This is a genomic window from Micromonospora sp. WMMD558 (assembly GCF_049315255.1).
Lineage (GTDB): Bacteria > Actinomycetota > Actinomycetes > Mycobacteriales > Micromonosporaceae > Micromonospora.
The window spans coordinates 202,452-224,494 of record NZ_CP186061.1 but is presented as its reverse complement, the minus strand read 5'-3'; the positions used below and the strand labels follow the sequence as shown (position 1 = coordinate 224,494).

At 73.6% G+C, this 22,043-nt stretch carries 14 protein-coding genes; 9 read left to right on the top strand and 5 right to left on the bottom strand.

Annotated features, from left to right (window positions below; all coding sequences use genetic code 11):
* The first annotated feature begins 225 nt into the window (after positions 1–225).
* Positions 226–3,822, top strand: coding sequence for a chromosome segregation protein SMC (smc, locus tag ACN26Y_RS01025; protein ID WP_155333635.1), 3,597 nt, complete (start codon positions 226–228; stop codon positions 3,820–3,822).
* Entirely contained in the window at positions 3,819–4,442 is a 624-nt protein-coding gene (locus ACN26Y_RS01020) for an HAD family hydrolase (protein ID WP_155333634.1), read from the top strand. The genes smc and ACN26Y_RS01020 overlap by 4 nt, the downstream gene beginning before the upstream one ends.
* On the opposite strand, the gene ACN26Y_RS01015 is transcribed toward ACN26Y_RS01020, so the two are convergent.
* From ACN26Y_RS01015 to ACN26Y_RS01000, 4 genes are all read right to left on the bottom strand, one after another.
* Complete coding sequence (locus ACN26Y_RS01015) at positions 4,409–6,013, bottom strand: N,N-dimethylformamidase beta subunit family domain-containing protein (protein WP_422734097.1); 1,605 nt, start codon at positions 6,011–6,013, stop codon at positions 4,409–4,411. The two genes, ACN26Y_RS01020 and ACN26Y_RS01015, sit on opposite strands and share 34 nt — an antisense overlap.
* Before the next feature lie 203 nt (positions 6,014–6,216).
* Entirely contained in the window at positions 6,217–6,747 is a 531-nt protein-coding gene (locus tag ACN26Y_RS01010) for a DinB family protein (RefSeq protein ID WP_155333632.1), read from the bottom strand.
* Positions 6,748–6,839: 92 nt separating this feature from the next.
* Positions 6,840–7,280 (bottom strand): MarR family winged helix-turn-helix transcriptional regulator, encoded by a 441-nt coding sequence (locus ACN26Y_RS01005; protein ID WP_155333631.1) that lies wholly within the window; start codon positions 7,278–7,280, stop codon positions 6,840–6,842.
* A 43-nt stretch (positions 7,281–7,323) separates the two neighbouring features.
* The gene (locus ACN26Y_RS01000; protein ID WP_422734096.1) at positions 7,324–7,746 is read right to left on the bottom strand and encodes a hypothetical protein; all 423 of its coding nucleotides are present in this window, start codon (positions 7,744–7,746) and stop codon (positions 7,324–7,326) included.
* A gap of 59 nt (positions 7,747–7,805) precedes the next feature.
* Between ACN26Y_RS01000 and ACN26Y_RS00995 the strand changes: the two genes are divergently transcribed.
* Positions 7,806–11,807 carry a CHAT domain-containing protein gene (locus ACN26Y_RS00995; protein ID WP_196255753.1) on the top strand — a complete coding sequence of 1,334 codons (4,002 nt, stop codon included), beginning with the start codon at positions 7,806–7,808 and terminating at the stop codon, positions 11,805–11,807.
* Here the strand turns inward: ACN26Y_RS00995 and ACN26Y_RS00990 are convergent.
* Positions 11,804–13,528: an alkaline phosphatase D family protein gene (locus ACN26Y_RS00990; RefSeq protein ID WP_155333628.1), complete on the bottom strand. Its 1,725-nt coding sequence runs from the start codon at positions 13,526–13,528 to the stop codon at positions 11,804–11,806. The two genes, ACN26Y_RS00995 and ACN26Y_RS00990, sit on opposite strands and share 4 nt — an antisense overlap.
* 151 nt (positions 13,529–13,679) lie before the next feature.
* On the opposite strand from ACN26Y_RS00990, the gene ftsY reads away from it, so the two are divergent.
* The 6 genes from ftsY to ffh all read left to right on the top strand — a co-directional run bounded on the left by ftsY (position 13,680) and on the right by ffh (position 21,997).
* The gene (ftsY, locus tag ACN26Y_RS00985; protein WP_155333627.1) at positions 13,680–14,858 is read left to right on the top strand and encodes a signal recognition particle-docking protein FtsY; all 1,179 of its coding nucleotides are present in this window, start codon (positions 13,680–13,682) and stop codon (positions 14,856–14,858) included.
* A 7-nt stretch (positions 14,859–14,865) separates the two neighbouring features.
* Positions 14,866–15,729: an aminoglycoside phosphotransferase family protein gene (locus ACN26Y_RS00980; RefSeq protein WP_196255752.1), complete on the top strand. Its 864-nt coding sequence runs from the start codon at positions 14,866–14,868 to the stop codon at positions 15,727–15,729.
* A gap of 293 nt (positions 15,730–16,022) precedes the next feature.
* Positions 16,023–17,435: an ammonium transporter gene (locus ACN26Y_RS00975; protein WP_155333625.1), complete on the top strand. Its 1,413-nt coding sequence runs from the start codon at positions 16,023–16,025 to the stop codon at positions 17,433–17,435.
* Positions 17,436–17,460: 25 nt separating this feature from the next.
* Positions 17,461–17,799: a P-II family nitrogen regulator gene (locus ACN26Y_RS00970; RefSeq protein WP_196255956.1), complete on the top strand. Its 339-nt coding sequence runs from the start codon at positions 17,461–17,463 to the stop codon at positions 17,797–17,799.
* A 13-nt stretch (positions 17,800–17,812) separates the two neighbouring features.
* Entirely contained in the window at positions 17,813–20,197 is a 2,385-nt protein-coding gene (locus ACN26Y_RS00965; protein ID WP_155333623.1) for a [protein-PII] uridylyltransferase, read from the top strand.
* 252 nt (positions 20,198–20,449) lie between these two features.
* Positions 20,450–21,997 (top strand): signal recognition particle protein, encoded by a 1,548-nt coding sequence (gene ffh, locus ACN26Y_RS00960; protein WP_155333622.1) that lies wholly within the window; start codon positions 20,450–20,452, stop codon positions 21,995–21,997.
* Positions 21,998–22,043 lie beyond the last annotated feature (46 nt).

The window sequence follows — 22,043 nt, the reverse complement described above, 5'->3', positions numbered from 1 at the left end:
ACCGGTGACCGCGGACGCCGTACCCCGACCGTTCCGGCCGGAACCGCACCTCGTACGGCGGAAAATCGTCGGTTGCGCATCCGGAACGTGAACCGGGCGCGGCCGGCCGGTGCGGCTCCAGGCGGGTCGAGTGCGGGATGGTCACCGGTGGCGGGTTAGTCTGCGGGTTCACCAGGTCCGCGCAGCCGGCGACGGTACGGCGGCCACCGGACGAGGATCGAGAAGGTGCATCTCAAGAGCCTGACGGTCAAGGGCTTCAAGTCCTTCGCCTCCGCGACGACGCTGAAGCTGGAACCGGGCATCACCTGTGTGGTGGGCCCGAACGGGTCCGGCAAGTCCAACGTCGTCGACGCCATCGCCTGGGTCCTCGGTGAGCAGGGCGCGAAGGCGCTGCGCGGCGGCAAGATGGAGGACGTCATCTTCGCCGGCACGGCCGGCCGGGCGCCGCTCGGCCGTGCCGAGGTGACCCTGACCATCGACAACACCGACGGCGCGCTCCCGATCGAGTACACCGAGGTGTCGATCACCCGCCGGATGTTCCGCTCCGGCGAGAGCGAGTACGAGATCAACGGCGACTCCTGCCGCCTGCTCGACATCCAGGAACTACTGAGCGACTCCGGCATCGGCCGGGAGATGCACATCATCGTCGGGCAGGGCCGCCTCGACGGCATGCTGCACGCCAAGCCGGAGGACCGGCGCGCGTTCATCGAGGAGGCCGCGGGCGTCCTCAAGCACCGCAAGCGCAAGGAGAAGGCGCTGCGGAAGCTCGACGCGATGCAGACCAACCTGAACCGGCTCACCGACCTCACCGCCGAGCTGCGCCGCCAGCTCAAGCCGCTCGGCCGCCAGGCCGAGGTGGCCCGCCGCGCCGCGGTGATCCAGGCCAACCTGCGGGACGCGCGCCTCCGGCTGCTCGCCGACGACCTCGCCACGCTGCGCGCGACCCTCGACAAGGAGATCGCCGACGAGACCGCGCTGCGCGAGCGGCGCGAGCAGGTCGAGGCCGAGCACACCGAGGTGCAGGCCCGCCTCGGTGAGCTGGAGGCCGCCCTCGCCGAGGACGCGCCGCTGCTCGCCGCCGCCCAGGACACCTGGTACAAGCTGTCCGCCCTCCAGGAGCGGTTCCGCTCGATCGAGCAGCTCGCCCGTGAGCGGCTGCGCCACCTCAGCGCCACGCCGGACGACGAGCGGCCCGGCCGCGACCCGGACCAGCTGGAGGCCGAGGCGGAGCGCGTCCGCGAGCAGGAGGAGGAGCTGCGCGCCGCGCTCACCGACGACCAGATCCGGCTGGCCGAGGCGGTGGAGCACCGCCAGGAGCTGGAACGCCAGTTGGCCGCCGCCGAGCGGGAGCTGGTCGCCGCGGCCAAGGCCATCGCCGACCGCCGGGAAGGGCTGGCCCGGTTGACCGGGCAGGTGAACTCCGCCCGGGCGCGGACCGCCACCGCCGGGGAGGAGATCGAACGACTCGCCGCCGCGCACACCGACGCGCTCGGGCGGGCCGAGCGGGCGCAGGCCGAGCTGGACGCCGTCGCCGAACAGTCCACCGAGGCGGACCGGGACAACGCCGACCTGGACGCCCGGCACGCGGAGGCGGTCGCCGTCCAGGAGAAGGCGCAGGCGACGCTCCGGTCGCTGAGCGACGCCGAGCGGGCCGCCGAGAAGGACGCCGCCACCTGGAAGGCGCGCGAGGAGGCGCTGGCCCTCGGCCTGCGCCGCAAGGACGGTGCCGGCGCGCTGCTGGCCCGCGCGGACGAGGTGCCGGGACTGCTTGGCAGCCTCTCCGGGCTGCTCACCGTCGCGCCCGGCCACGAGGCCGCGCTCGCCGCGGCCCTGGGCGGCCTCGCCGACGCGGTCGCGGTCAGCGGCGTCGACGAGGCCGTCGAGGCGATGCGGATGCTCAAGATCGCCGACGCCGGCCGGGCCGGCCTGCTGGTCGGCAGCGCCGCCGGGCCGGGCATGGCCGGTTCCGCCGACTCGCTGCGCCCCAAGCTGCCGGACGGGGCCCGGTGGGCGCCCGACCTGGTGGAGTGCGCGGCCGAGATCCGGCCGGCCGTGCACCGGGCCCTGCGCGACGTCGTCCTCGTCGACGACCTCGCCGCCGCCGCGGAGGTCGTCGTCGGCAACCCGGAGCTGCGGGCGGTCACGCCGGAGGGCGACGTGCTCGGGGCGTACGCGGCCGCCGGCGGGTCGGCCAAGGCGCCCAGCTTCATCGAGGTGCAGGCCGCCGTCGAGGAGGCCCGGACCAACCGCGCCGCCGCCGAGCGCACCGCCGCCGACCTGCGGGGGCAGCTGGTCGAGGCGCGCGCCGAGGTGGCGGCCGCCAAGGAGGCCGTGCAGCACGCCGCCGCCGCGAAGCGGGAGGCGGAGAGCCACCGCAACGCCGCCGCCCGCCGGCTCGCCGAGCTGGGCGCCGCCGCGCGGTCGGCCAAGGCCGAGACCGAGCGCCTCGGCGAGTCCCGGGCCCGGGCCGAGGCGGCCCGCGAACGGGACCTCGCCGCCCTCGCCGAGCTGGAGGAACGGCTACGGCTGGCCGAGGCCACGCCGATCGACGCCGAACCCTCGACCGAGGAGCGTGACCAGCTCGCCGCCATGGTGCCCCGGGCCCGGCAGAACGAGATGGAGGTGCGCCTCGCCGTGCGTACCGCCGAGGAGCGGGTCTCCTCGATCGCCGGCCGGGCCGACTCGCTGCGCCGGCAGGCGACGGCCGAGCGTGCCGCGCGGGAGCGCGCGGCGGCACGGCGGGCGGCGCGGACCCGCGGCGCCGCGATCGCCCGGGCCGTGGCCGGCGGCGCCCGCGAGGCGTTGACCCGGCTCACCACCTCGATCGCGCAGGCCGAGGAGCACCGCGACGCCGTGGCGCGCGAACGCGCCGCGCGGGAGGCCGAGCTGTCCGAGGTACGCGGGGCCGCCAAGCGCCTCGCCGCGGAGCTGGAGCGGCTCACCAGCCAGGTGCACCGGGACGAGGTCGCCCGTGCCGAGCAGCGGCTGCGCATCGAGCAGTTGGAGGCGAAGGCCGCCGAGGACTTCGGGCTGGACGTGGCGACGCTGGTCGCCGAGTACGGCCCGAACCAGCCGGTCCCGCCGACCGACGCCGACGTGGCGGCGGCCGAACGCGACGGCGTGCCGGTTCCCGAGCCGGTCCCGTACGAGCGGGCGGTGCAGGAGAAGCGGGCCGCCAAGGCGGAACGGGAGCTGGCCCTGCTCGGCAAGGTCAACCCGCTCGCGCTGGAGGAGTTCGCGGCCCTGGAGGAGCGGTACAAGTTCCTCTCCGAGCAGCTGGAGGACCTGAAGGCCACCCGGCGTGATCTGCTCACCGTGGTCAAGGACGTGGACGACCGGATCCTGGAGGTCTTCGCGAGCGCGTTCGCCGACACCGCCCGGGAGTTCGAGCAGGTCTTCGGCGTGCTGTTCCCCGGCGGCGAGGGGCGGCTCGTGCTCACCGACCCGGACGACCTGCTCACCACCGGCGTCGAGGTGGAGGCCCGGCCGCCGGGCAAGAAGATCAAGCGGTTGTCCCTGCTCTCCGGTGGCGAGCGGTCGCTGACGGCCGTGGCGATGCTGGTGGCGATCTTCCGCGCCCGGCCCAGCCCGTTCTACATCATGGACGAGGTGGAGGCGGCGCTCGACGACGTGAACCTGGGGCGGCTGATCACGCTGCTGGCGCAGCTGCGGGAGAAGAGCCAGCTGATCGTCATCACGCACCAGAAGCGGACGATGGAGGTCGCCGACGCCCTCTACGGCGTGACCATGCGCAACGGGGTCACCCAGGTGATCAGCCAACGGCTCAACCGGGCCGACGACGGGCAGGAGAACAACGAGTGAGTCGGGAACGCGCCACGGCGCTCCTGGTGGACTTCGACGGCGTGCTGCGCCGCTGGGACCCGGCGGTGGCCGTCGGCGTCGAGCGCGAGTACGGGCTCACCGAAGGTGTGCTCGGCGAGATCGCCATGTCGTGGGGTCTGCTCCAGCCGGTGCTGACCGGCAAGGTCAGCCACGCCGACTGGATGGCCAGCGTGGCCGACGCGCTGACCCCCTCGGTGGGCGCGGAGCGGGCGCGCGCGGCCGTCGACGACTGGCAGCGCTACCGGGGCGAGGTCGACCCGGACGTGCTGGCGTTCGTCCGGGAGGTCCGGGCGGCCGGCGTACGGGTCGGGCTCGGCACCAACGCCACCGACGTGCTCGACGCCGACCTCGCCGCCCTCGGGCTCACCGACGAGCTGGACGTGGTGGTCAACTCGTCGGTTGCCGGGGTGCACAAGCCGGCGAAGGAGTTCTTCCAGGTGGCCTGCGACGCCCTGGAGACCCCGCCGTCCCGGGTGCTGTTCGTCGACGACGAGGACCGGGCGGTCGCCGGTGCCCGGGTCGCCGGGCTGTCGGCGCACCGCTGGAGCGGCCCCGGCGACCTGCGCTACCTGCGCGCGGCCCTGGCCACGACCGGCTGATCCGCTCCGGCGGGGTCCCCACCGAGCACCTGGCGGAGCAGGTTGCGGGTCGCCCGGTCCATCCGGGGGTCGGCGAGCGCCGGGTCGTACAGCGTCCGGGTCCAGCCGAGGGAGCCGGACGCGAACACCCAGGCGCCCGAGGGCGCCCGGTACAGCCGGGTGTGCTGCCGCACGGTCTTCCCCTTACGGGTGAACGGAGAATCCGCGAGCTGGACCTCCTCGACCAGCTGCGGGCCGGCCGTGTCGGACATCCACTGGTCGGCCTCCCCCCAGACCACGCCGGGGATGCGGTCGCCGTCGCGTACGCCGGTGCCGGCCCAGAACCAGTGCCCGCTGGCGCCCACGACCAGCGGCGCGCGGCCGTCCACGACGCTGACGTACTGGCTGCCGATCAGCTGCTGCTCGGGGCTGGTGGTGGCCCGCCACTTGGGGGTCACCGGGACGACGCCCTTGCGTGGCGTGTCCACCTTGTCGCACCAGACCTGTCGCTCGTCACGGTCGCCGCCACCGAAGCGGATCCGCCAGTAGCAGTTGTTGGCGCCGAGGAAGACCAGGCTGGTGGCGCCGTTGCGGGCGGTGACGACCGCCGACCGCATCCGGGTCGACCAGTACTCGTCGTGCCCGGGGAAGATCACCGCCCGGTGGCGTCCCGGCTCGATCCGGCCGGTGTGCAGGTCCTCGCTGCTGGCGTACGCCAGGTCGAGTCCTTGCGCCTCGGCCCACTGGACGAAGCCGATGTCGTCGGCGACCAGGTTGGGCAGGCCGCTCCCGGCGTACGGCCGGTCGTGGCTGACCGCCCGGGACCGACCTGCCACCGCGCGTCTGCCCGCGTCGTCGAAGCCGTAGTAGAGACTCGCGCCGGTACGCCCGTCCATGGGCCACTGGTTGTACGCCTGGTAGGTGCTGGTCGGGATGACCACCAGGCCGGCGGCGGTGCGGGACGGATCACGCACCACGAACGGAACCCAGTGGTGGTGACCGCCGGCGGTGCTCAGCAGGGCGAGGTACAGCCCGCTCGTCCAGTCCGCCCCGATCCGCAGCCGCCATCCCGGTGACCAGGCACAGGAAACCGCTCCGGTCTCCGGTGACACCGTGGGGGCGGGCTGGGTCGTCCCGTCCAGCCAGGGCCCCTGGACGACCATCCGGGCCCCCGCACCGCCGTAGTGCCCGATGCGGAAGACCGTCGCGCGGTACCGCTGGGCCGGGGCCACGGAGACCCGGAGGACCAACTCCTCGCCCGGGGCGACGCTCGTCGCCGAGGCGTACCCGGCGATCTCGCCGGACCGGTCGGTGGCGAACCGGTGACCGGACAGGCTGAACCCGGCGGCGCCCGGCCGGGTGTTCTCGATGGCCACCGGGGACCGGCCGAGCGGCCGGGGCGACACGTCCGGACCGCTCCCGGCCGCGACCGGATCACCGGAGTAGTGCGGGTCGGCGAGACCCGACGACGCCCGGCGACCCCCCGGCCGCCATCCGATTCCCCACAGGGCGGCGGCGCCCGACGCGCCCACCGCACCGATCAGTCCCAGTGTCCTTCTCCGGGTAGGCGTCGCGCGTCCACCGTCGACCATCGTCAGCTCCCGCCGTGGCGGCCCCCGTGTCCCCGCCGCGCCCGCAGGCGTCGGTCGGTGTGAACGGGATCGGCCACGCCCCGTCCAGTCATATGACGGAGAGGATGATCAAGGGGTTGCTCCCGGTCGCGAAAGCGGCGACCCGGCGCACGTGATCGATCCGTTCGCCGGGCAGCGCCGACGGTCGGGGGAGGTGGCGCAGGTCAGTCGCCGGTGGCGCCGTCGACGCGTTCCCGGATCAGGTCGGCGTGGCCGTTGTGCCGGGCGTACTCCTCGATCATGTGGACGTAGACCCAGCGCAGGCTGACCTCGGGCGAGCTGCCGTCGCGGCGACGCAGCGTGAACGTCTCGTCGAGGTCGTGCCCGGCGGCTGCCGCGTCGGCGGCCTCGGTCTCGGCCCGGAACGCGGCGAGGTCGGCCTCCGGGTCGGCGGTGCCGACCGTGGTGAACTCGGCGTCCGGGTCGGCCGCCCAGTCGTACAGCTCGGGCAGGTCCTCCCCGGCGAAGCGCTGCCGGAACCACGCCCGCTCCACGACGGTCATGTGGCGGACCAGGCCGATCAGGGTCAGGGTGGACGGCTCGACGCTCGCCGTCCGGAGCTGCTCGGCGGTCAGCCCGGCGCACTTGTGCAGCAGCGTGTCGCGGTGGTAGTTGAGCCAGCCCTCCAGCATGGTGCGTTCGTCACCGAGGTAGGGCTCGTGCCGGCGGTCGATCTCGGGTGCTCTCCAGGTCATGCCGGCCATCCTCGCGTCCGGGTGCGACACGCGGCGACCCGATTACCGCCGCGCGCGGTCCCACGGCCCCGACGTTCCCGGTCACGGGCGGATCAGAAGTACGTCTCGTTGAAGCGGTGGAGCAGGCGGGCGAAGGTCTCCACGTCCTGCCCGGACCAGGTGCTCAGCGTCTCGCGGAATCGTTCCAGCCGGGCCGCCGAGGCCGTGTCGAAGCGCCGCTGCCCCTCCTCGGTGAGGCTGAGCTGGGAAGCGCGCCGGTCGGTCGGGTCCGGGTCGCGCCGGACCAGCCCGATGGTCTCCAGCCCGTTGATCTGCCGGCTGAGGGTGCCCTTGCCGATTCCGAGCCGCCCCGCCAGGTCGGTGAGCCGGATCGAGCCGGACCGGCGCAGCCACAGCAGCAGCCCGTACGCGTTCGGCTCCAGGTTGGGGTGCACCTCCCGGGCGATGTCCCAGGACACCCCGCGGCTGCGGCGCAGGAAGGCGGTCAGCTCGTGCTCGACCGCCCGTACGGTCTCCGGGGGGTGCTCGTCCACGGAGATAGAGCGTACGGCGGGCGGGGTCGTCGACGCGGGTGGGTCAGCGGGGGAGCCGGTCGATCGCCTCGGCCACCGCGTCGGCGGGCCCGTCCACCCGGATCCACCTCTCCGCCGTGCCGTCGCGCCAGCCGATGGTCAGCGAGACCCGGTCGTCGCGCGACCTCCGGCGCAGCACCCGCTTGATCGCCTCCCAGCCGGCCGAGGAGACGATCCCCAGGGCAACCGACAGGATCGCCGCGGTGACCGGTTCGCGCTCGCTGCTGATCTCGCAGTCGGCGAGTTCGTGCCAGGGGCGGGCGACCACGCCGGTCCCGCTCAACTCGCCCGCAAGGTCCAGAGCGGACGGCGCATAGACACCGCGGCCATTATTGAGCGATTCCGGGTAGATCGTAACGTCGGATTCGGTCGGGAGTCGGACACCCTGGGGGGCCTCGGCGTCGCTGATCGTGACGAGGGCGGTCATGTGCGGCATGCTAGGACATGAAAGCTCCCGTTCGTCGACGTCGGGGAGGGCCTGTCGGCATGCCGCTCACCCTGCGTGCGGTCGAGGTGACCGGGCCGGCCCGATGGCGCTGGCTCCTGACGGACGACACCGGCCGGACGCTCGCCGACCACCAGGTCGACGTCGATCCACACGGCACGGAGTTCGAGGCCTTCACCGACCTGGACGGGTACCTGCGTCGCAACCGGCTTCCGGACGACCGCCTGGGCAGCGAAGCCGCGATAGTCACCCGGGTCGGCAGGTGGATCGGGTCCGAGGTGCTCGGCGAGCACATCGGCCGGCGGCTCGCCGGGACGGTCCGGGTGCTGGTCCCGCCGGAGGGCGACTTCCTGCTCACCCGACCGCTCGAACTGGCCGAGGTGGACGGTCGTGCCCTGGCCCGCCGTGACGTGGCCCTGGTCTTCGAGCTGCCGGGAAGCGACACGTCAGCGGCGCCGGTACGCAAGCAGCCGGTCGGCGACCGCCTGCGGATCCTGGCGCTGTTCTCGATGCCCGCCCGATCCTCGGTGCTCGCCCTCCGCCGGGAGCGCTACGAACTGGTCCGCACGGTCCGGGAGATCGCCAGCCGCTCCCGCAAGGCGATCGAGCTGCGGGTGCTCCAGTACGGCGTGACCCGGGACCGGCTGGCGGAGACGGCCGAGGAGTATCCGGGTTGGGACGTCCTGCACGTCTCCGGTCACGGGGCGCGCGGCACGCTGCTGCTGGAGAATCCGGACGGCAGCCCGGACGAGGTCGGCACCGACGATCTCATCAAGCTGCTCCGCCCGGCCCGGGACCGGCTCAAGTTCGCCGTGCTCTCCGCCTGCAACTCGGGAGCGGACCTGGCCGCCAGCACCCTCCGTAACCTGCGCCTGGACGACGCGGCGGACCAGTTGGAGGAGTCGGGCGACGGCCCGACGGACGGCGGGGTGGCGATCGGTCGAGCGTCGGTCGGCCTCGCCCGCGGTCTGGTCACCGAACTCGGGGTCGCGGTGCTGGCCATGCGCTATCCGGTGGCCGACCCGTTCGCGGTCGAGCTGACCCGGGAGCTGTACCCTCGACTGCTCGGCTCGGGGCAGCCGGTCGACCGGGCGGCAGCCATCGCGATCCCCCGGGCCGCCGGACAGACCCCGTCCGTCGATCGGCCGCCGCTCTCCGTCGGCACCCCGGCGCTGTTCGGCGGCACGGCCGCCGGGATGCACCTCGCCCCGCCGCCCGGTTCGGTGGACCTCAACCCGTACGCGGAGCGGATGGTCGGATTCCGGGAGGAGCCCGAACGGTTCGTCGGTCGTACCCCGGCGTTGATCTCGGCGAGCGGTGCGCTCGCTCCGCGCAGTGGCCGGACCGGAGTGCTGTTCCACGGCATGGCTGGCGCCGGCAAGACCTCCTGCGCGCTGGAGTTGGCCTACCAGCACCAGGACCGGTTCGCCGCCCTGGCCTGGTGGGAGGCACCGAGCCAACCCGACGAGTTCGGCCAGGCACTGAGCAGCCTCGCGCACGCCTGGGAGGGGCAACTCGGCCACCACGGGCTCACCATGATGCAGGCGGTGGGGAGCGAGGCCGAGCTGCGCCGCTTCCTGCCCCGCCTGCGGGCGGTGCTCCGCGACAACGCGCTGTTGCTGGTGCTGGACAACATCGAGACGCTGCTGTCGGACGCCCGGACCTGGCGCGACCCGCTCTGGGAGCCCTTGATCGAGACGCTGCTCGGGCACGGGGGCCTCTCCCGGGTCGTCCTCACCAGCCGGGTGGTTCCGGCCGGGCTGGACGCCCGCTCGCTGCTGACCCTGCCGGTCCACGCGCTCTCGCTGGCCGAGTCGGTGCTGCTCGCCAAGGAACTGCCGAACCTCGGCCGGCTGCTGCACGACGAGCCCTCGGCGGTACGCTCCGCCGCCGACGTCGCCGCCGACCGGGAACTGGCTCGGCGGGTACTCGCCGTGGTTCAGGGGCACCCGAAGCTGCTCGAGCTCGCCGACGCGGAGGCGACCGACCCGGACGCTCTGGCCGCCCGCCTGGACGCCGCGTCGGCCGCCGGCCGGGACGCACCCACGGCCGCGTTCTTCCGCACCGGCACCAGCGCGCTCGACGGGGAGGAGTACCTCAACCTGCTCGGCGCCTGGACCACCGCGGCGGTCGCCGGTCTGCCGGCGCCCGCCCGCACCCTCGTCGAGCTGCTGGCGCTGCTGGAGGACGACGACCGTTGGTACCACGTGATCGAGCCGGTCTGGCAGGCGTTCTGGGACCAGTGGCACGGCGGGACCGCGCCGCCGTTCGACGACGCGCTGTCGGCCCTGACCGACGCGGCGCTCGTAGCGGCCGAGGTCACCGAGTCGAAAGAACCCGACGGGCCGGTCGAGTTCCGGCTCCACCCGGGCGTGGCCGAAGCGATCCGAGCCGGCGCCGGCCCGGAGCTGCGTACCACCGTGGACAACCTGCTGGCCGAGGTCTGGGCCAGTGTCTCCCTGGAGGCGCAGCGGCTCGAGAGCCGGGGCGAGCCCACCAGCCGTCTCGTGGTGCGTGCCGGGCTGGCCGCCGCCCCGTACCTGCTGCACCAGCAGCGCTGGTCGCAGGCGTCGGTCCTGGTCGAGGAAGCGGCCATGCGCGATGCCTCGCCGGCGACGACCCGGCAGGCGCTCGGCTACCTGCGGCAGATCCTGGATGGTGAGACCGATCCGGAGCGACGGCCGATCGACGAGGCCCTACACGCTCGCGTGCTGGCCCGGATCGACCCGGCCGCCGGCCAGGCCGGGCTACGGCGGGCGATCGACGCGGCCAGGGGGAGCGGCAGGCACGACCTTGCCTCCGGGATCGGCAGTCATCTGGCGAACCTCCTGCGGACCACCGGTGAGCTCTCCGCGGCGCTGGCAACAGCGACAGAAAGCGCAGATTCTGCCCGGATCGCCGGACTCGGCCCCTGGACCCGGGCGTCGGGCGAGGTGCAGCGATTGCAGATTCTCGTTCAGATGGGCCGCGACCGGGAGGTCCTCGAACAGGTCGACGCGCTGCTGGCTCGGCTCGACACGCTTCCCCACGACGTGGACCACACCGAGCAGGTGTATCCGTACAACGTCCGTGAGACCGCCCTGGACGTCGCCGCGCAGGCGGCCCGCGGCCTGTCGGAATGGACCCAGGCTCTCGACTACCAACAGCGGCTACTGGCCAGCAAGCGTGAGCGTGGAGCGCATGCCTACGAGCTCGCTCGGATGGAGTTCAACGACTACCGACCACTGCTCCAGCGCGGTGAGTTGGCGGAGGCCGAACGGGTGCTGCTCCGCTGCCAGACGGTTTTCGAGGCGGTCGGAGACGTCCACCTACTGGGACATGTGTTCGGTGCCCGTGCCGACCTCGAAGACGAGCGCGACCGCCCCGCCGAGGCCGTGACACTCGGACGCGCGGCGATGCGGTACACCTACCTGCTGCCTGAGCCGGGCAGCCTGGCGGTCAGCCACCACAACCTTGCGAACTACCTCCTTCGAGCCCAGCACCCGCCCATGGAGGCTGTGGCGCACCGGCTCGCCGCCGTGTTGCTCTACCTGCTCAGCGGCCGGTCGGCCCGATTCCAGGACGGTCTGCGGGCGCTCGCCCGCGACCTCCGTCGGTTCGGCGACGCGGCGCTCCCGGCGGACCTCGCGGAGCTGATCAGTCGAGTGGAGAGCGTGCCCGGTGCGCGGTTCGGTGCGGTCCTCGCCGACCTCGCTCCCGATCCGCAGCGCCGAGCCACCCTCGTTCGTGAGGTCGGTGAGGCGGTCCGCGCCCTACCCGCCGACGACTCTGCCACCGCCCACCTCGAGCGATGGGCACCACGCATTCCGGTGGTGGTCGCGGCGGCCCGTGGTGACCGGACGGCCGCCGACGCGTTGCAGCCCCTCCTCGACGACCTGGGCGGCAGCGTGGACTGGGCGGTGCTCGCCGCGACGATCCGGCGGATCATCGACGGCGAGCGCGACGAGGAACGCCTCCTCGACGGGCTGGACGAGATCGACAGCGCGATCGTCCGCGCCATCCTCGCCGCGGTGGCCGCCCCGCCCGCCGAGCCGGCGGCCTAGCGCCGGTCCGGTGCCTCCGGGGTGAGCCGGTGGTGCATCACCCGGCGCAGGTGGCCGTCGCTGGTGGTGCCCTCGATGGTCACCTGCGCCGTGCGGCCGTCGTGCTCAAGGGTGGCCACCGCGTTGCCGAAGTACGGGCCGGCCAGCTTCTTCCAGCGCACCGACGGGCGGCGCACCCCGGCGGTCCGGGCCAGGGCCCGGGTGGCCCCGGACGGACCCGGCGACCAGCCGAGCCGCATCAGCGGGCGCAACCCCGCCGGCACCTGGTTGTGGATGGGGGAGCAGGTGAGCTGGTGGACCGGGGTGACCACGTCCGGGTCGTCGAAGCGGGCCCGGGCCACGTACGAGTGGTGCACGTCCCCGCCGAGCACGCTGATCGAGGCCGGCGGCGCGTACGCGGGCCCGGCGCCCACCCGCGCACCGGGCTCGGCCGGCGTGCCGCTGCCGATCCGGGCGAACAGCGCGCCGAGCGCCTCGAACGACCGGCGGAACGCCGCCCAGTGCTCCAGGTCGAGGCCGCGGCGCAGCTTCTCGGCGAAGGCCGCGACCCAGCCTCGGCGGGAGTCGGCGAGCTTCTCGTTCCACGCCTCCACGTGGTGGATGCCCGGGGGGAGCAGCCAGGGCAGCGAGGCCCCCACCACCAGGTGGTCGTACGTGCCGTGGGCCTGGTCGACGAACCACGACCACTCGCCCGGCGGCAGCATCGCCCGCTGGCCCCGGTCCAGCACCCGGCTGCACCGGTTGTCGAGCATGACCAGCCGCGTCCGCCCCAGGTCCAGCGCGTAGCTCCACTGGTACTGCGCGGCCCGCCAGCGCTCGGTGTCGTGCGCGAGATCGGACTCCTGGTCGACCCGGTGACCGAACTCGCGCAGCACGCCGGTGGCGTCCTCGGCGGCGGTCACCTTCGCGTACACCGGGTCGGCGGCGATCTCGTCCGGGGACAGGTTGCCGAGGTGCTGGTAGACCCAGTACGACGCCAGCCCGCTGCCGATCCGCTCCGCCCACCACGGCTGGGCGCGGGCGTCGGCCCGCCAGGCGGCCGAGGTGTTCCAGTCGTCGATGATCTCGTGGTCGTCGAAGACCATCACGCTGGGCACGGTCGAGAGGAGCCAGCGGATCTCCGGGTCGCGCCACGACTCCAGGTAGAGCTTCGTGTACTCGTCGAAGCTCACCACCTGGTCGGCCGGCGCGCCCTTCGGCCGCCGGCGGCGCCGCTTGAGCAGCCGCTTCACCGTCGGCGAGGTCTCGTCCGCGTACACCTGGTCGCCGAGAAGCACCAGCAGGTCCGGCAGGGCCGCCGGGTCGAAGTCGGCCGCCAGCCGGCGGGCGTACGCGTCGAGCGCGTCCGGTGGCAGCCGCCGCGCGGTGGCGTGCTGCGTGGTCTCCCGGCAGGAGCCGAAGAGCAGGCGGACCGGCTGGTCGTGGTCGTCGGCGGGGCGGGTGCGGATCACGCTGGGCGGGAACTGGCCGCGCGGCTCCGGCCAGGCGACCTCGCCGTCGATCAGCACCTCGTAGGTGGTCGCGGCGGCCGGCGTGAGACCGGACACCACGACGAGCGCGTAGTGGTGGTCGTACGCCGAGAAGGTGGGTGCCGTGCCGGTGGCGCCGTCGGCCGTGCGGACGGTGACCACCGCGGGCCCGCTGGTCTCCACCCAGATCGTGGCCCGCGTGTCGACGACCCGCCGCAGCAGCGGACCGACGAGCAGATGTGCGGCGGGCATGGCGGACCTCCGAGGTGAGCGAGCTTCATCCTTTACTACCCGGCCGGCGGTCGCACCACTGCTGGCTGCCACCGAGCGTACCGCCGGATCCGAGCGCGCCGGAGGGTGCGGTGGTGAAGACGCCGTGGCCGTCGTCTGACAGGATTTCGGCATGACGGAATACGTCCTCATCGCACTCGCTCTGCTCGGCGTGCTGATCCTCGGTGCCCTCGGGCTGGTGGTGCCGAAGCTGCGCCGGCGCCCCGAGCCGCCGCTGCCGAGGGAGGTCGAGACCCGCGCCGAGGAGGATCTCGCCGGGCCGCCCGTCATGGCGCCGGAGGCGGAGGTGTCCACCGGCATCCTGGTCGAGCCGCCGGTGATCGAGGCGCCCCCGCTGGAGGTGCCCGAGCCGACCGCCGGCCGGCTGGTCCGGCTGCGGTCCCGGCTGTCCCGCTCGCAGAACGTCTTCGGCAAGGGGCTGCTCGGCCTGCTCAGCCGCGACCGCCTCGACGAGGACACCTGGGAGGAGATCGAGGACAGCCTGATCACCGCGGACGTCGGCATCGACGCCACCCGGGACATCGTCGACCGGCTGCGGGAGCGCACCCGGGTCCTCGGCACCCGGTCCGCCGGCGAGCTGCGGGCGTTGCTCGCCGCCGAGCTGGTGAACGCTCTGGACCCGGGCCTGGACCGGTCCCTGAACACCGCGCCGAAGGACGGGGTGCCCGCCGTGCTGCTGGTCGTCGGCGTCAACGGCGCCGGCAAGACCACCACCTGCGGCAAGATCGCCCGGGTCCTGGTGGCGGACGGTCGCAGCGTGATCCTCGGCGCGGCGGACACGTTCCGCGCCGCCGCCGCCGACCAACTGGAGACCTGGGCCGGGCGGGTGGGCGCCGAGACGGTCCGCGGCCCGGAGGGGGCCGACCCGGCCAGCGTGGCCTTCGACGCGGTCAAGCGCGGCATCGAGACCGGCGTGGACACCGTGCTGATCGACACCGCCGGCCGCCTGCAGAACAAGGTCGGCCTGATGGACGAGCTGGGCAAGGTCAAGCGGGTGGTGGAGAAGCACGGCCCGATCGACGAGACGTTGCTGATCCTCGACGCCACCACCGGGCAGAACGGGCTGGAGCAGGCGCGGGTCTTCACCGAGGCGGTCAACGTGACGGGTGTCGCGCTGACCAAGCTCGACGGCACCGCCAAGGGCGGCATCGTGATCGCCGTGCAGCGCAAGCTGGGCATCCCGGTGAAGCTGGTCGGGCTGGGCGAGGGCAAGGACGACCTGGCGCCGTTCGACGCCGTGCAGTTCGTCGACGCTTTGCTGGGCACCGAGGCCCCCGGACGGGACGCGTAATCTCGCAGTGACGACCGACGATCGCGCCTACGTCGGGTGGCGCGACCCCGACCACCCGGCGCCCCGCCTCGGGAGACCGTACGTGACTTCGCAGGAGATCCCGCTGCACGGCGGGAACGTCAGCACCGTGGTCCGGGTCGGGGACACGGTGCGGCGCAACGCCGGCCCGTGGACCCCCTCGGTGCACGCTCTGCTGCGGCACCTGGAGTACGTGGGCTTCACCGGTGCCCCCCGCGCGCTCGGCATGGACGAGCGCAACCGGGAGGTGCTGTCGTACCTGGAGGGGGAGTGCGGGGAGTACCCGCTGGCCCCGCACTGGGTCACCGACGAGGCGCTGGTGACGGTGGCGACGATGCTGCGCATGTTCCACGACGCGCAGTACGGCTTCGTGCCCCCGCAGGGGGCGGTGTGGCGCTCGTTCGGGCCCCCGCCGCCGGACACCGAGGTGATCTGCCACCACGACGCCGCCCCGCACAACGTCATCTGGCGTCCGGACGGCACCCTCGGGCTGATCGACTTCGACCTCGCCTCGCCCGGCGCGCGCATCTACGACGTGGCGTACGCGGCGTGGACCTGGGTGCCGATCTTCTCCGACCGCGACTCGATCACCCTCGGGTGGCGGCGCCCCGACCGGCCGCGCCGCCTGCGGCTCTTCGCCGACGCGTACGGGCTCATCCCGCGTGACCGGCACCGGCTGATCCGCACCATCCGGAAGCGGATCGTCGACCACGTGGAGGGGATCCGGCGGATGGCCGCCGCCGGGGAGCCGGCGTTCGTGCGGATCGTGCACAAGGGGCACCTGCGCCGGCCGATGCGGGACCTGCGGCTGCTCGACTACGAGCGGCAGGCCTTGGAGGCGGCCCTGCACTAGGAAACCGGGCATTCCGGGCGGTAGCCGGACCCGCTCCCGGGCCCGGCGCTCGTGTGCGCCGTTCCGGTCCGGGCGTGCGGTCACCCGGGTCCGGACCCGGGAGCACCTCCCCCCGGACCCGGGCCGGGGGTTGTGCGCGTTTCTTCACACGTCCGAAACAAGCCGTCACCGTCCGGAAATCGGCGGGTGACGCTGAAGGAAACAGGGAGCGGCAAGGCTTCCGCGCAACCGGTGGACGGGCGACGCTGCCCCGCACGCCGTGAAGGAGGGAACTTCACCTTTAGGAGGCCAGCGTGCCTGAAGCACCGACGATCGATGGCGCCAACACCACGTGGCTGCTGGTTTCGACGGCGCTCGTGCTGCTCATGACTCCCGGCCTGGCGCTGTTCTACGGCGGCCTCAACCGGGCCAAGGGCGTTTTGAACATGATGATGATGAGCTTCTCCGCGATCGGGCTCATCTCCGTTCTGTGGTGGTTTTACGGTTTCAGCATCGCCTTCGGTAGCGATGTCAACGGGTTCTGGGGCGACCCGACCGCGTACCTCGGCACCAAGACGTTCCTCGCCGAGACCGACCTCTGGGGCGCGACGGCGGAGAACCCGAGCGGCATCGGCGTGCCGCTGTACGTCTTCATGGCGTTCCAGATGGTCTTCGCGGTGATCACCGTGGCGCTCATCAGCGGCGCCATCTCCGACCGGGCCAAGTTCGGCGGCTGGCTGCTGTTCGCGTTCGGCTGGGCGACGCTGGTCTACTTCCCGGTGGCCCACTGGGTGTGGGGCGGCGGCATCATCGGCGGTGACATCCACGCGCTGGACTTCGCCGGCGGCACCGCCGTGCACATCAACGCCGGCGCCGCCGCGCTGGCCGTCGCGCTGGTCCTCGGCAAGCGGCTGGGCTGGCCGCGCGAGGGCATGAAGCCGCACAACATCCCGCTGGTCGCGCTCGGCGCCGGCCTGCTCTGGTTCGGCTGGTTCGGGTTCAACGCGGGCTCCGAGTTGACCGTCGACTCGGTGGCCGGCCTCGCCTTCATCAACACCCAGCTCGCCACCGCGGCCGCGGTGCTCGGCTGGATCGTGGTCGAGTGGATCAAGGACACGAAGCCGACCATGGTCGGTGCCTCCTCCGGCGCGATCGCCGGTCTGGTCGCGATCACCCCGGCCTGTGGCTTCATCGCCCCCTGGGCGGCGGTCCTGCTCGGCCTCGTGGCCGGCGCGGTCTGCGCCCTGGCGGTCAGCCTCAAGTACAAGCTCGGCTACGACGACTCGCTCGACGTGGTGGGTGTGCACTTCGTCGGTGGCTGGATCGGCTCGCTCTGGCTCGGCCTCTTCGCCACCAACTCGGTCAACGCCGCGATCACCGACGTGGTGGGCGCCTCCGACGGCCTCTTCTACGGCGGCGGGGTGACCCAGCTCGGCCGGCAGGCCCTGGCGGGCCTGATCGTCACCGCCTGGTCGTTCGCCGTGGCCTGGGTGCTCGCCTTCGCGATCGAGAAGACCATGGGCTTCCGGGTCGCCGCCGAGGCCGAGGTCCAGGGCGTGGACATCACCGAGCACGCGGAGAGCGGCTACGACCTGTCGCCCGCCGGTGGCGGCAGCGGAGGCGCGTTCGCGATGGCCGGCCTGTCCGGCGGGAAGCCGGCGGCGGAGACCGCCGGGCCCAGCACCGAGCCGGCCACCGAGCCGGTCAACGAGAAGGTCGCCGGTTAACGTTCCTGGGATGGAGGGGTTGGACATGAAGCTGGTGACCGCGGTCATCAAGCCGTACCAGCTGGACGCGGTGAAGGAGGCCCTGCACGCCCTGGGCGTGGCCGGCCTGACCGTCAGCGAGGTCCAGGGCTACGGCCGGCAGAAGGGGCACACCGAGGTCTACCGGGGTGCCGAGTACACGGTCGAGTTCCTGCCGAAGATCAAGGTCGAGGTGCTCACCGACGAGATCGACGTCGAGAAGATCGTCGACGCGATCGTGGCCGCCGCCCGGACCGGCAAGATCGGCGACGGCAAGGTGTGGGTCACCGCGGTCGAGGAGGTCGTCCGGGTCCGCACCGGCGAGCGCGGCCTCGACGCCCTGTAGGAGACACCGCTCGATGACCTCGTCGACCACCACCACCGCGTCGGGACACCCCGGCAACGGCGACGCGCGCGGTGTGGTCGACGAGGTCGTCGGCGTTCCCGCCGGGATCGGAGCCACCGCCCGGGCCGGCCGCGCCGACGCGTACGACGCCTGGCTGCGGGGACTGCTACCGGCCCGGGACGGCGTCGCCCTCGTCGCCGTCGGCGGGCTCGGGCGGCGGCAGTGCGCCCCGTACGGGGACCTCGACCTGCTGCTGCTCCACGCCGGGGTGCCCGGCGTGGACGACCTGGCCGCCGGCATCTGGTACCCGGTCTGGGACGCCGGGCTGCGGCTCGACCACTCGGTGCGGACGGTCGCCGAGGCGCTCTCGGTGGCCCAGGACGACGTCAAGGTGGCCCTCGGGCTGCTCGACGCCCGCTTCGTCGCGGGCGACGAGGCACTCGCCGCGCAGCTCACCCGCACCGCCACCGACCACTGGCGGCGCACTGCCGTCCGGCAGCTGCCCGGGCTGCGGGAGATCACCGCCGCCCGCTGGGAGACCCACGGGGAGCTCGCGTTCCTCCTGGAGGGCGACCTAAAGGAGGCCGCCGGCGGGCTGCGGGACGTGGGCATCCTCCGGGCGGTCGCGATCGCCGGCATCACCGACGCGCTGCGCCCCGCGGTCCGCGCCGCCCACCTGCGTCTGCTGGACACCCGCGACGCCCTTCACACGCAGGTCGGCCGCCGCGTCGACCGGCTCGTCGCCCAGGAACGCGACGGGGTCGCCGCCCTGCTGGGGCTGCGCCAGCCGCAGCCCGATGCGTCGGACGCCGCGCAGCGACCGCGAGTCGTCGGGCGAGCGGGCGAGGGCGGCGGGTCCGACGCCGAGCCGGGCGGGGAAGCCGTGATCGGCGACGGTGACGCCCTGTTGCGCCGGGTCGCCGGCGACGCCCGCACGGTCCGCCACGCCCTCGACGACGCCTTCCGGGCCGCCGACCGGCTGCACGCCGGTCGCCGCCGCGGCGCCGACGGCCGCCCGGTCCGCCGGCCGGTCGCCCGGGACGTGGTGGAGCACGACGGCGAGCTGGTGCTGGCGCGCGCCGCGATCGGGGCACGCCCGGACCCGAGCCTGTCGCTGCGGGTCGCCGCCGCCGCGGCCGCCACCCGGCTGCCGATCGCCCGGGCCACCTGTGAGTGGCTCGCCGCGTACTGCCCGCCGCTGCCGACCCCGTGGCCCGCCGAGGCGCGCGCCGCCCTGATCACGCTGCTCGGGGCCGGCCCCGGCCTGGTGACGGCGTGGGAGACCTGCGACCGGTACGGACTGGTCGACGGCTGGCTCCCGGAGTGGACCCGGTTGCGGAGCCGGCCGCAGCACAACCCCGTGCACCGGTTCACCCTCGACCGGCACCTGGTGCAGACCGCGTACGAGGCGAGCCGGCACACCCGCGAGGTCGACCGGCCGGACCTGCTGCTGCTCGGCGCGCTGCTGCACGACGTCGGCAAGGGCCTGTCGGGGGATCACAGTGTGGTCGGCGCGCCGGTCGCCGAGGCGGTCGCCGCCCGGATCGGCCTGCCCGAGCACGAGGTGGCGCTGATCGGCTCGCTGGTCCGGCTGCACCTGCTCCTGCCCGACGTGGCCACCCGGCGGGACCTCGCGGACCCGAAGACCATCGCCGGTGTCGCGGCGAAGGTCGGCGACACGACCACCCTCGACCTGCTGCACGCGCTGGTGCGGGCCGACGCGGTGGCCACCGGGCCGGCCGCCTGGTCGGACTGGAAGGGGCGGCTCATCGCCGAACTGGTCGCCCGGGTCCGCACCACGCTGGACACCGGCGTGCTGCCGGAGCCGCCCGCCCCGGACCCGGCGCTGGTGGCGGGCCCGCTGCCGGTCGTACACCTGACCGGGGACCGGGTGGCGGTGGCCGCGGCGGACCGGCGGGGCCTGCTCGCGACGGTGGCCGGCTGCCTGGCCCTGCACCGGCTCGACGTGATCTCCGCGGACGCCTCGACGGTCGATGGGCGCGCGCTGGTCGAGTTCCGGGTCCAGCCCCGCTACGGCCTCGCGCCGGACCCGATCGCGCTCGCCGCCGACCTGCGGCGGGCGGTCGCCGGGGACGTGTCGGTCACCCAGCGGCTGCGGGGGCGGGCGCTCGCCGCCCGGAGCGAGGGGGCCGCACCGCGGGTCGTGTGGCACCGCGAGGCGGCCACCGACGCGGTGGTGCTGGAGCTGCGGGCGGCCGACGCCGCCGGGCTGCTCTACCGGGTCACCGGCGCGCTGGACGAGACCGGCGCCCAGGTGCGGGCGGCCCGGATCTCCACCCTGGGCGCGGACGTCGTGGACGCCTTCTACCTGGTCGGCGGCTGGCCCGACGCCGCCACCCGAGCCGAGGTGGAAGCGGCCGTCCTGGCGGCGGTGTGAGCCGGAGGGCCGTCATGATCCGCGCAACGTCGGGGAAGCTGCCGCCTCCCGCCGTGTCGAGGCAGCATCTTCCGGGACGTTGCCCGGAGCTCGGCGTCGGCGCGGCGCGCGAGGGGCGCTAGGGGCGCGGTGGCGGCCGGGGCGGGGCGCGGGCGGAGCAGGGGGCCGGCGGGGCGGATACCCTAGCGGTGGCCGGACGGCTCGCCCGGCCAGGTTTGTGCCCGCCGGAACACTGACAAACGGGATGTTCGCGTGTTTGACACCTTGAGTGACCGCCTGTCCGGGATCTTCACCAAGCTCCGCGGCAAGGGTCGGCTCACCGACGCCGACATCGACGCCACCGCGCGCGAGATCCGCCTCGCGCTGCTGGAGGCCGACGTCGCGCTGCCGGTGGTCAAGGGCTTCATCGCGAACGTCAAGGAGCGGGCCCGCGGCGCGGAGGTCTCCCAGGCGCTCAACCCGGCCCAGCAGATCATCAAGATCGTCAACGAGGAGCTGATCACCGTCCTCGGCGGCGAGGGGCGGCGGCTCCAGTTCGCCAAGCAGCCGCCGACCGTGATCATGCTCGCCGGCCTCCAGGGCTCCGGTAAGACCACCCTCGCCGGCAAGCTCGCCCGCTGGCTCAAGGCCCAGGGTCACCAGCCGCTGCTGGTCGCCGCCGACCTGCAGCGCCCCAACGCCGTCGGGCAGCTCCAGGTGCTCGGTGGTCGCGCCGGCGTCGAGGTGTACGCCCCGGAGCCCGGCAACGGCGTCGGCGACCCGGTGCAGGTGGCGCGGGCCTCGATCGAGCACGCGAAGCGGGCCGCCCGCGACATCGTCGTCGTCGACACGGCCGGCCGGCTCGGTATCGACGCCGAGATGATGCAGCAGGCCGCCGACATCCGCGACGCGGTCGACCCGGACGAGGTCATCTTCGTCATCGACGCGATGGTCGGTCAGGACGCCGTGCGCACCGCCGAGGCGTTCCGCGACGGCGTGGGCATCACCGGTGTGGTCCTCTCCAAGCTCGACGGCGACGCCCGTGGTGGTGCCGCGCTGTCGGTCCGGGAGGTCACCGGGCAGCCGATCCTCTTCGCCTCCACCGGCGAGAAGCTGGAGGACTTCGACGTCTTCCACCCCGACCGGATGGCCAGCCGGATCCTCGGCATGGGCGACGTCCTCACTCTGATCGAGCAGGCCGAACAGGCCTTCGACACCGATCAGAAGGAGAAGATGACCGCCAAGCTGATGGGCGGCGAACAGTTCACCCTGGAGGACTTCCTCGACCAGCTCATCGCCGTCCGGCGGATGGGGCCGATCGCCAACGTGCTGGCGATGATGCCCGGCATGGGGCAGATGAAGGACCAGCTCGCCGAGCTGGACGACAAGCACTTCGACCGGGTGACCGCGATCATCCGGTCGATGACCCCGGCCGAGCGCACCAACCCGAAGATCATCAACGGCTCGCGGCGGGCCCGGATCGCCAACGGCTCCGGCGTCACCGTGATGGACGTCAACCAGCTGCTCAACCGCTTCGCCGACGCGCAGAAGATGATGAAGCAGATGGGCGGCATGATGGGCCTGCCGGGTGGTCGCCGGAAGGCGACCAAGTCGCCGAAGAACAAGCGCAAGGGCACGAAGGGCGGTGGCGGCCGGCCGCGTACCGGCGCGGGGATGCCGGGCGGCTTCCCGGGTGGCATGCCGCAGCTCCCCCCGGGCATGGGCCCGGACGACCTGGCCGGACAGGGCCTGCCGCCGGGCTTCAAGCTTCCGAAGATCGACTTCAACAAGCTCGGCAAGGGGGACAAGCGCCCCGGCTGAGCGTGTCGGTGACGGCGGGCGACGTGATCAGCGCTTAGGGTGACCG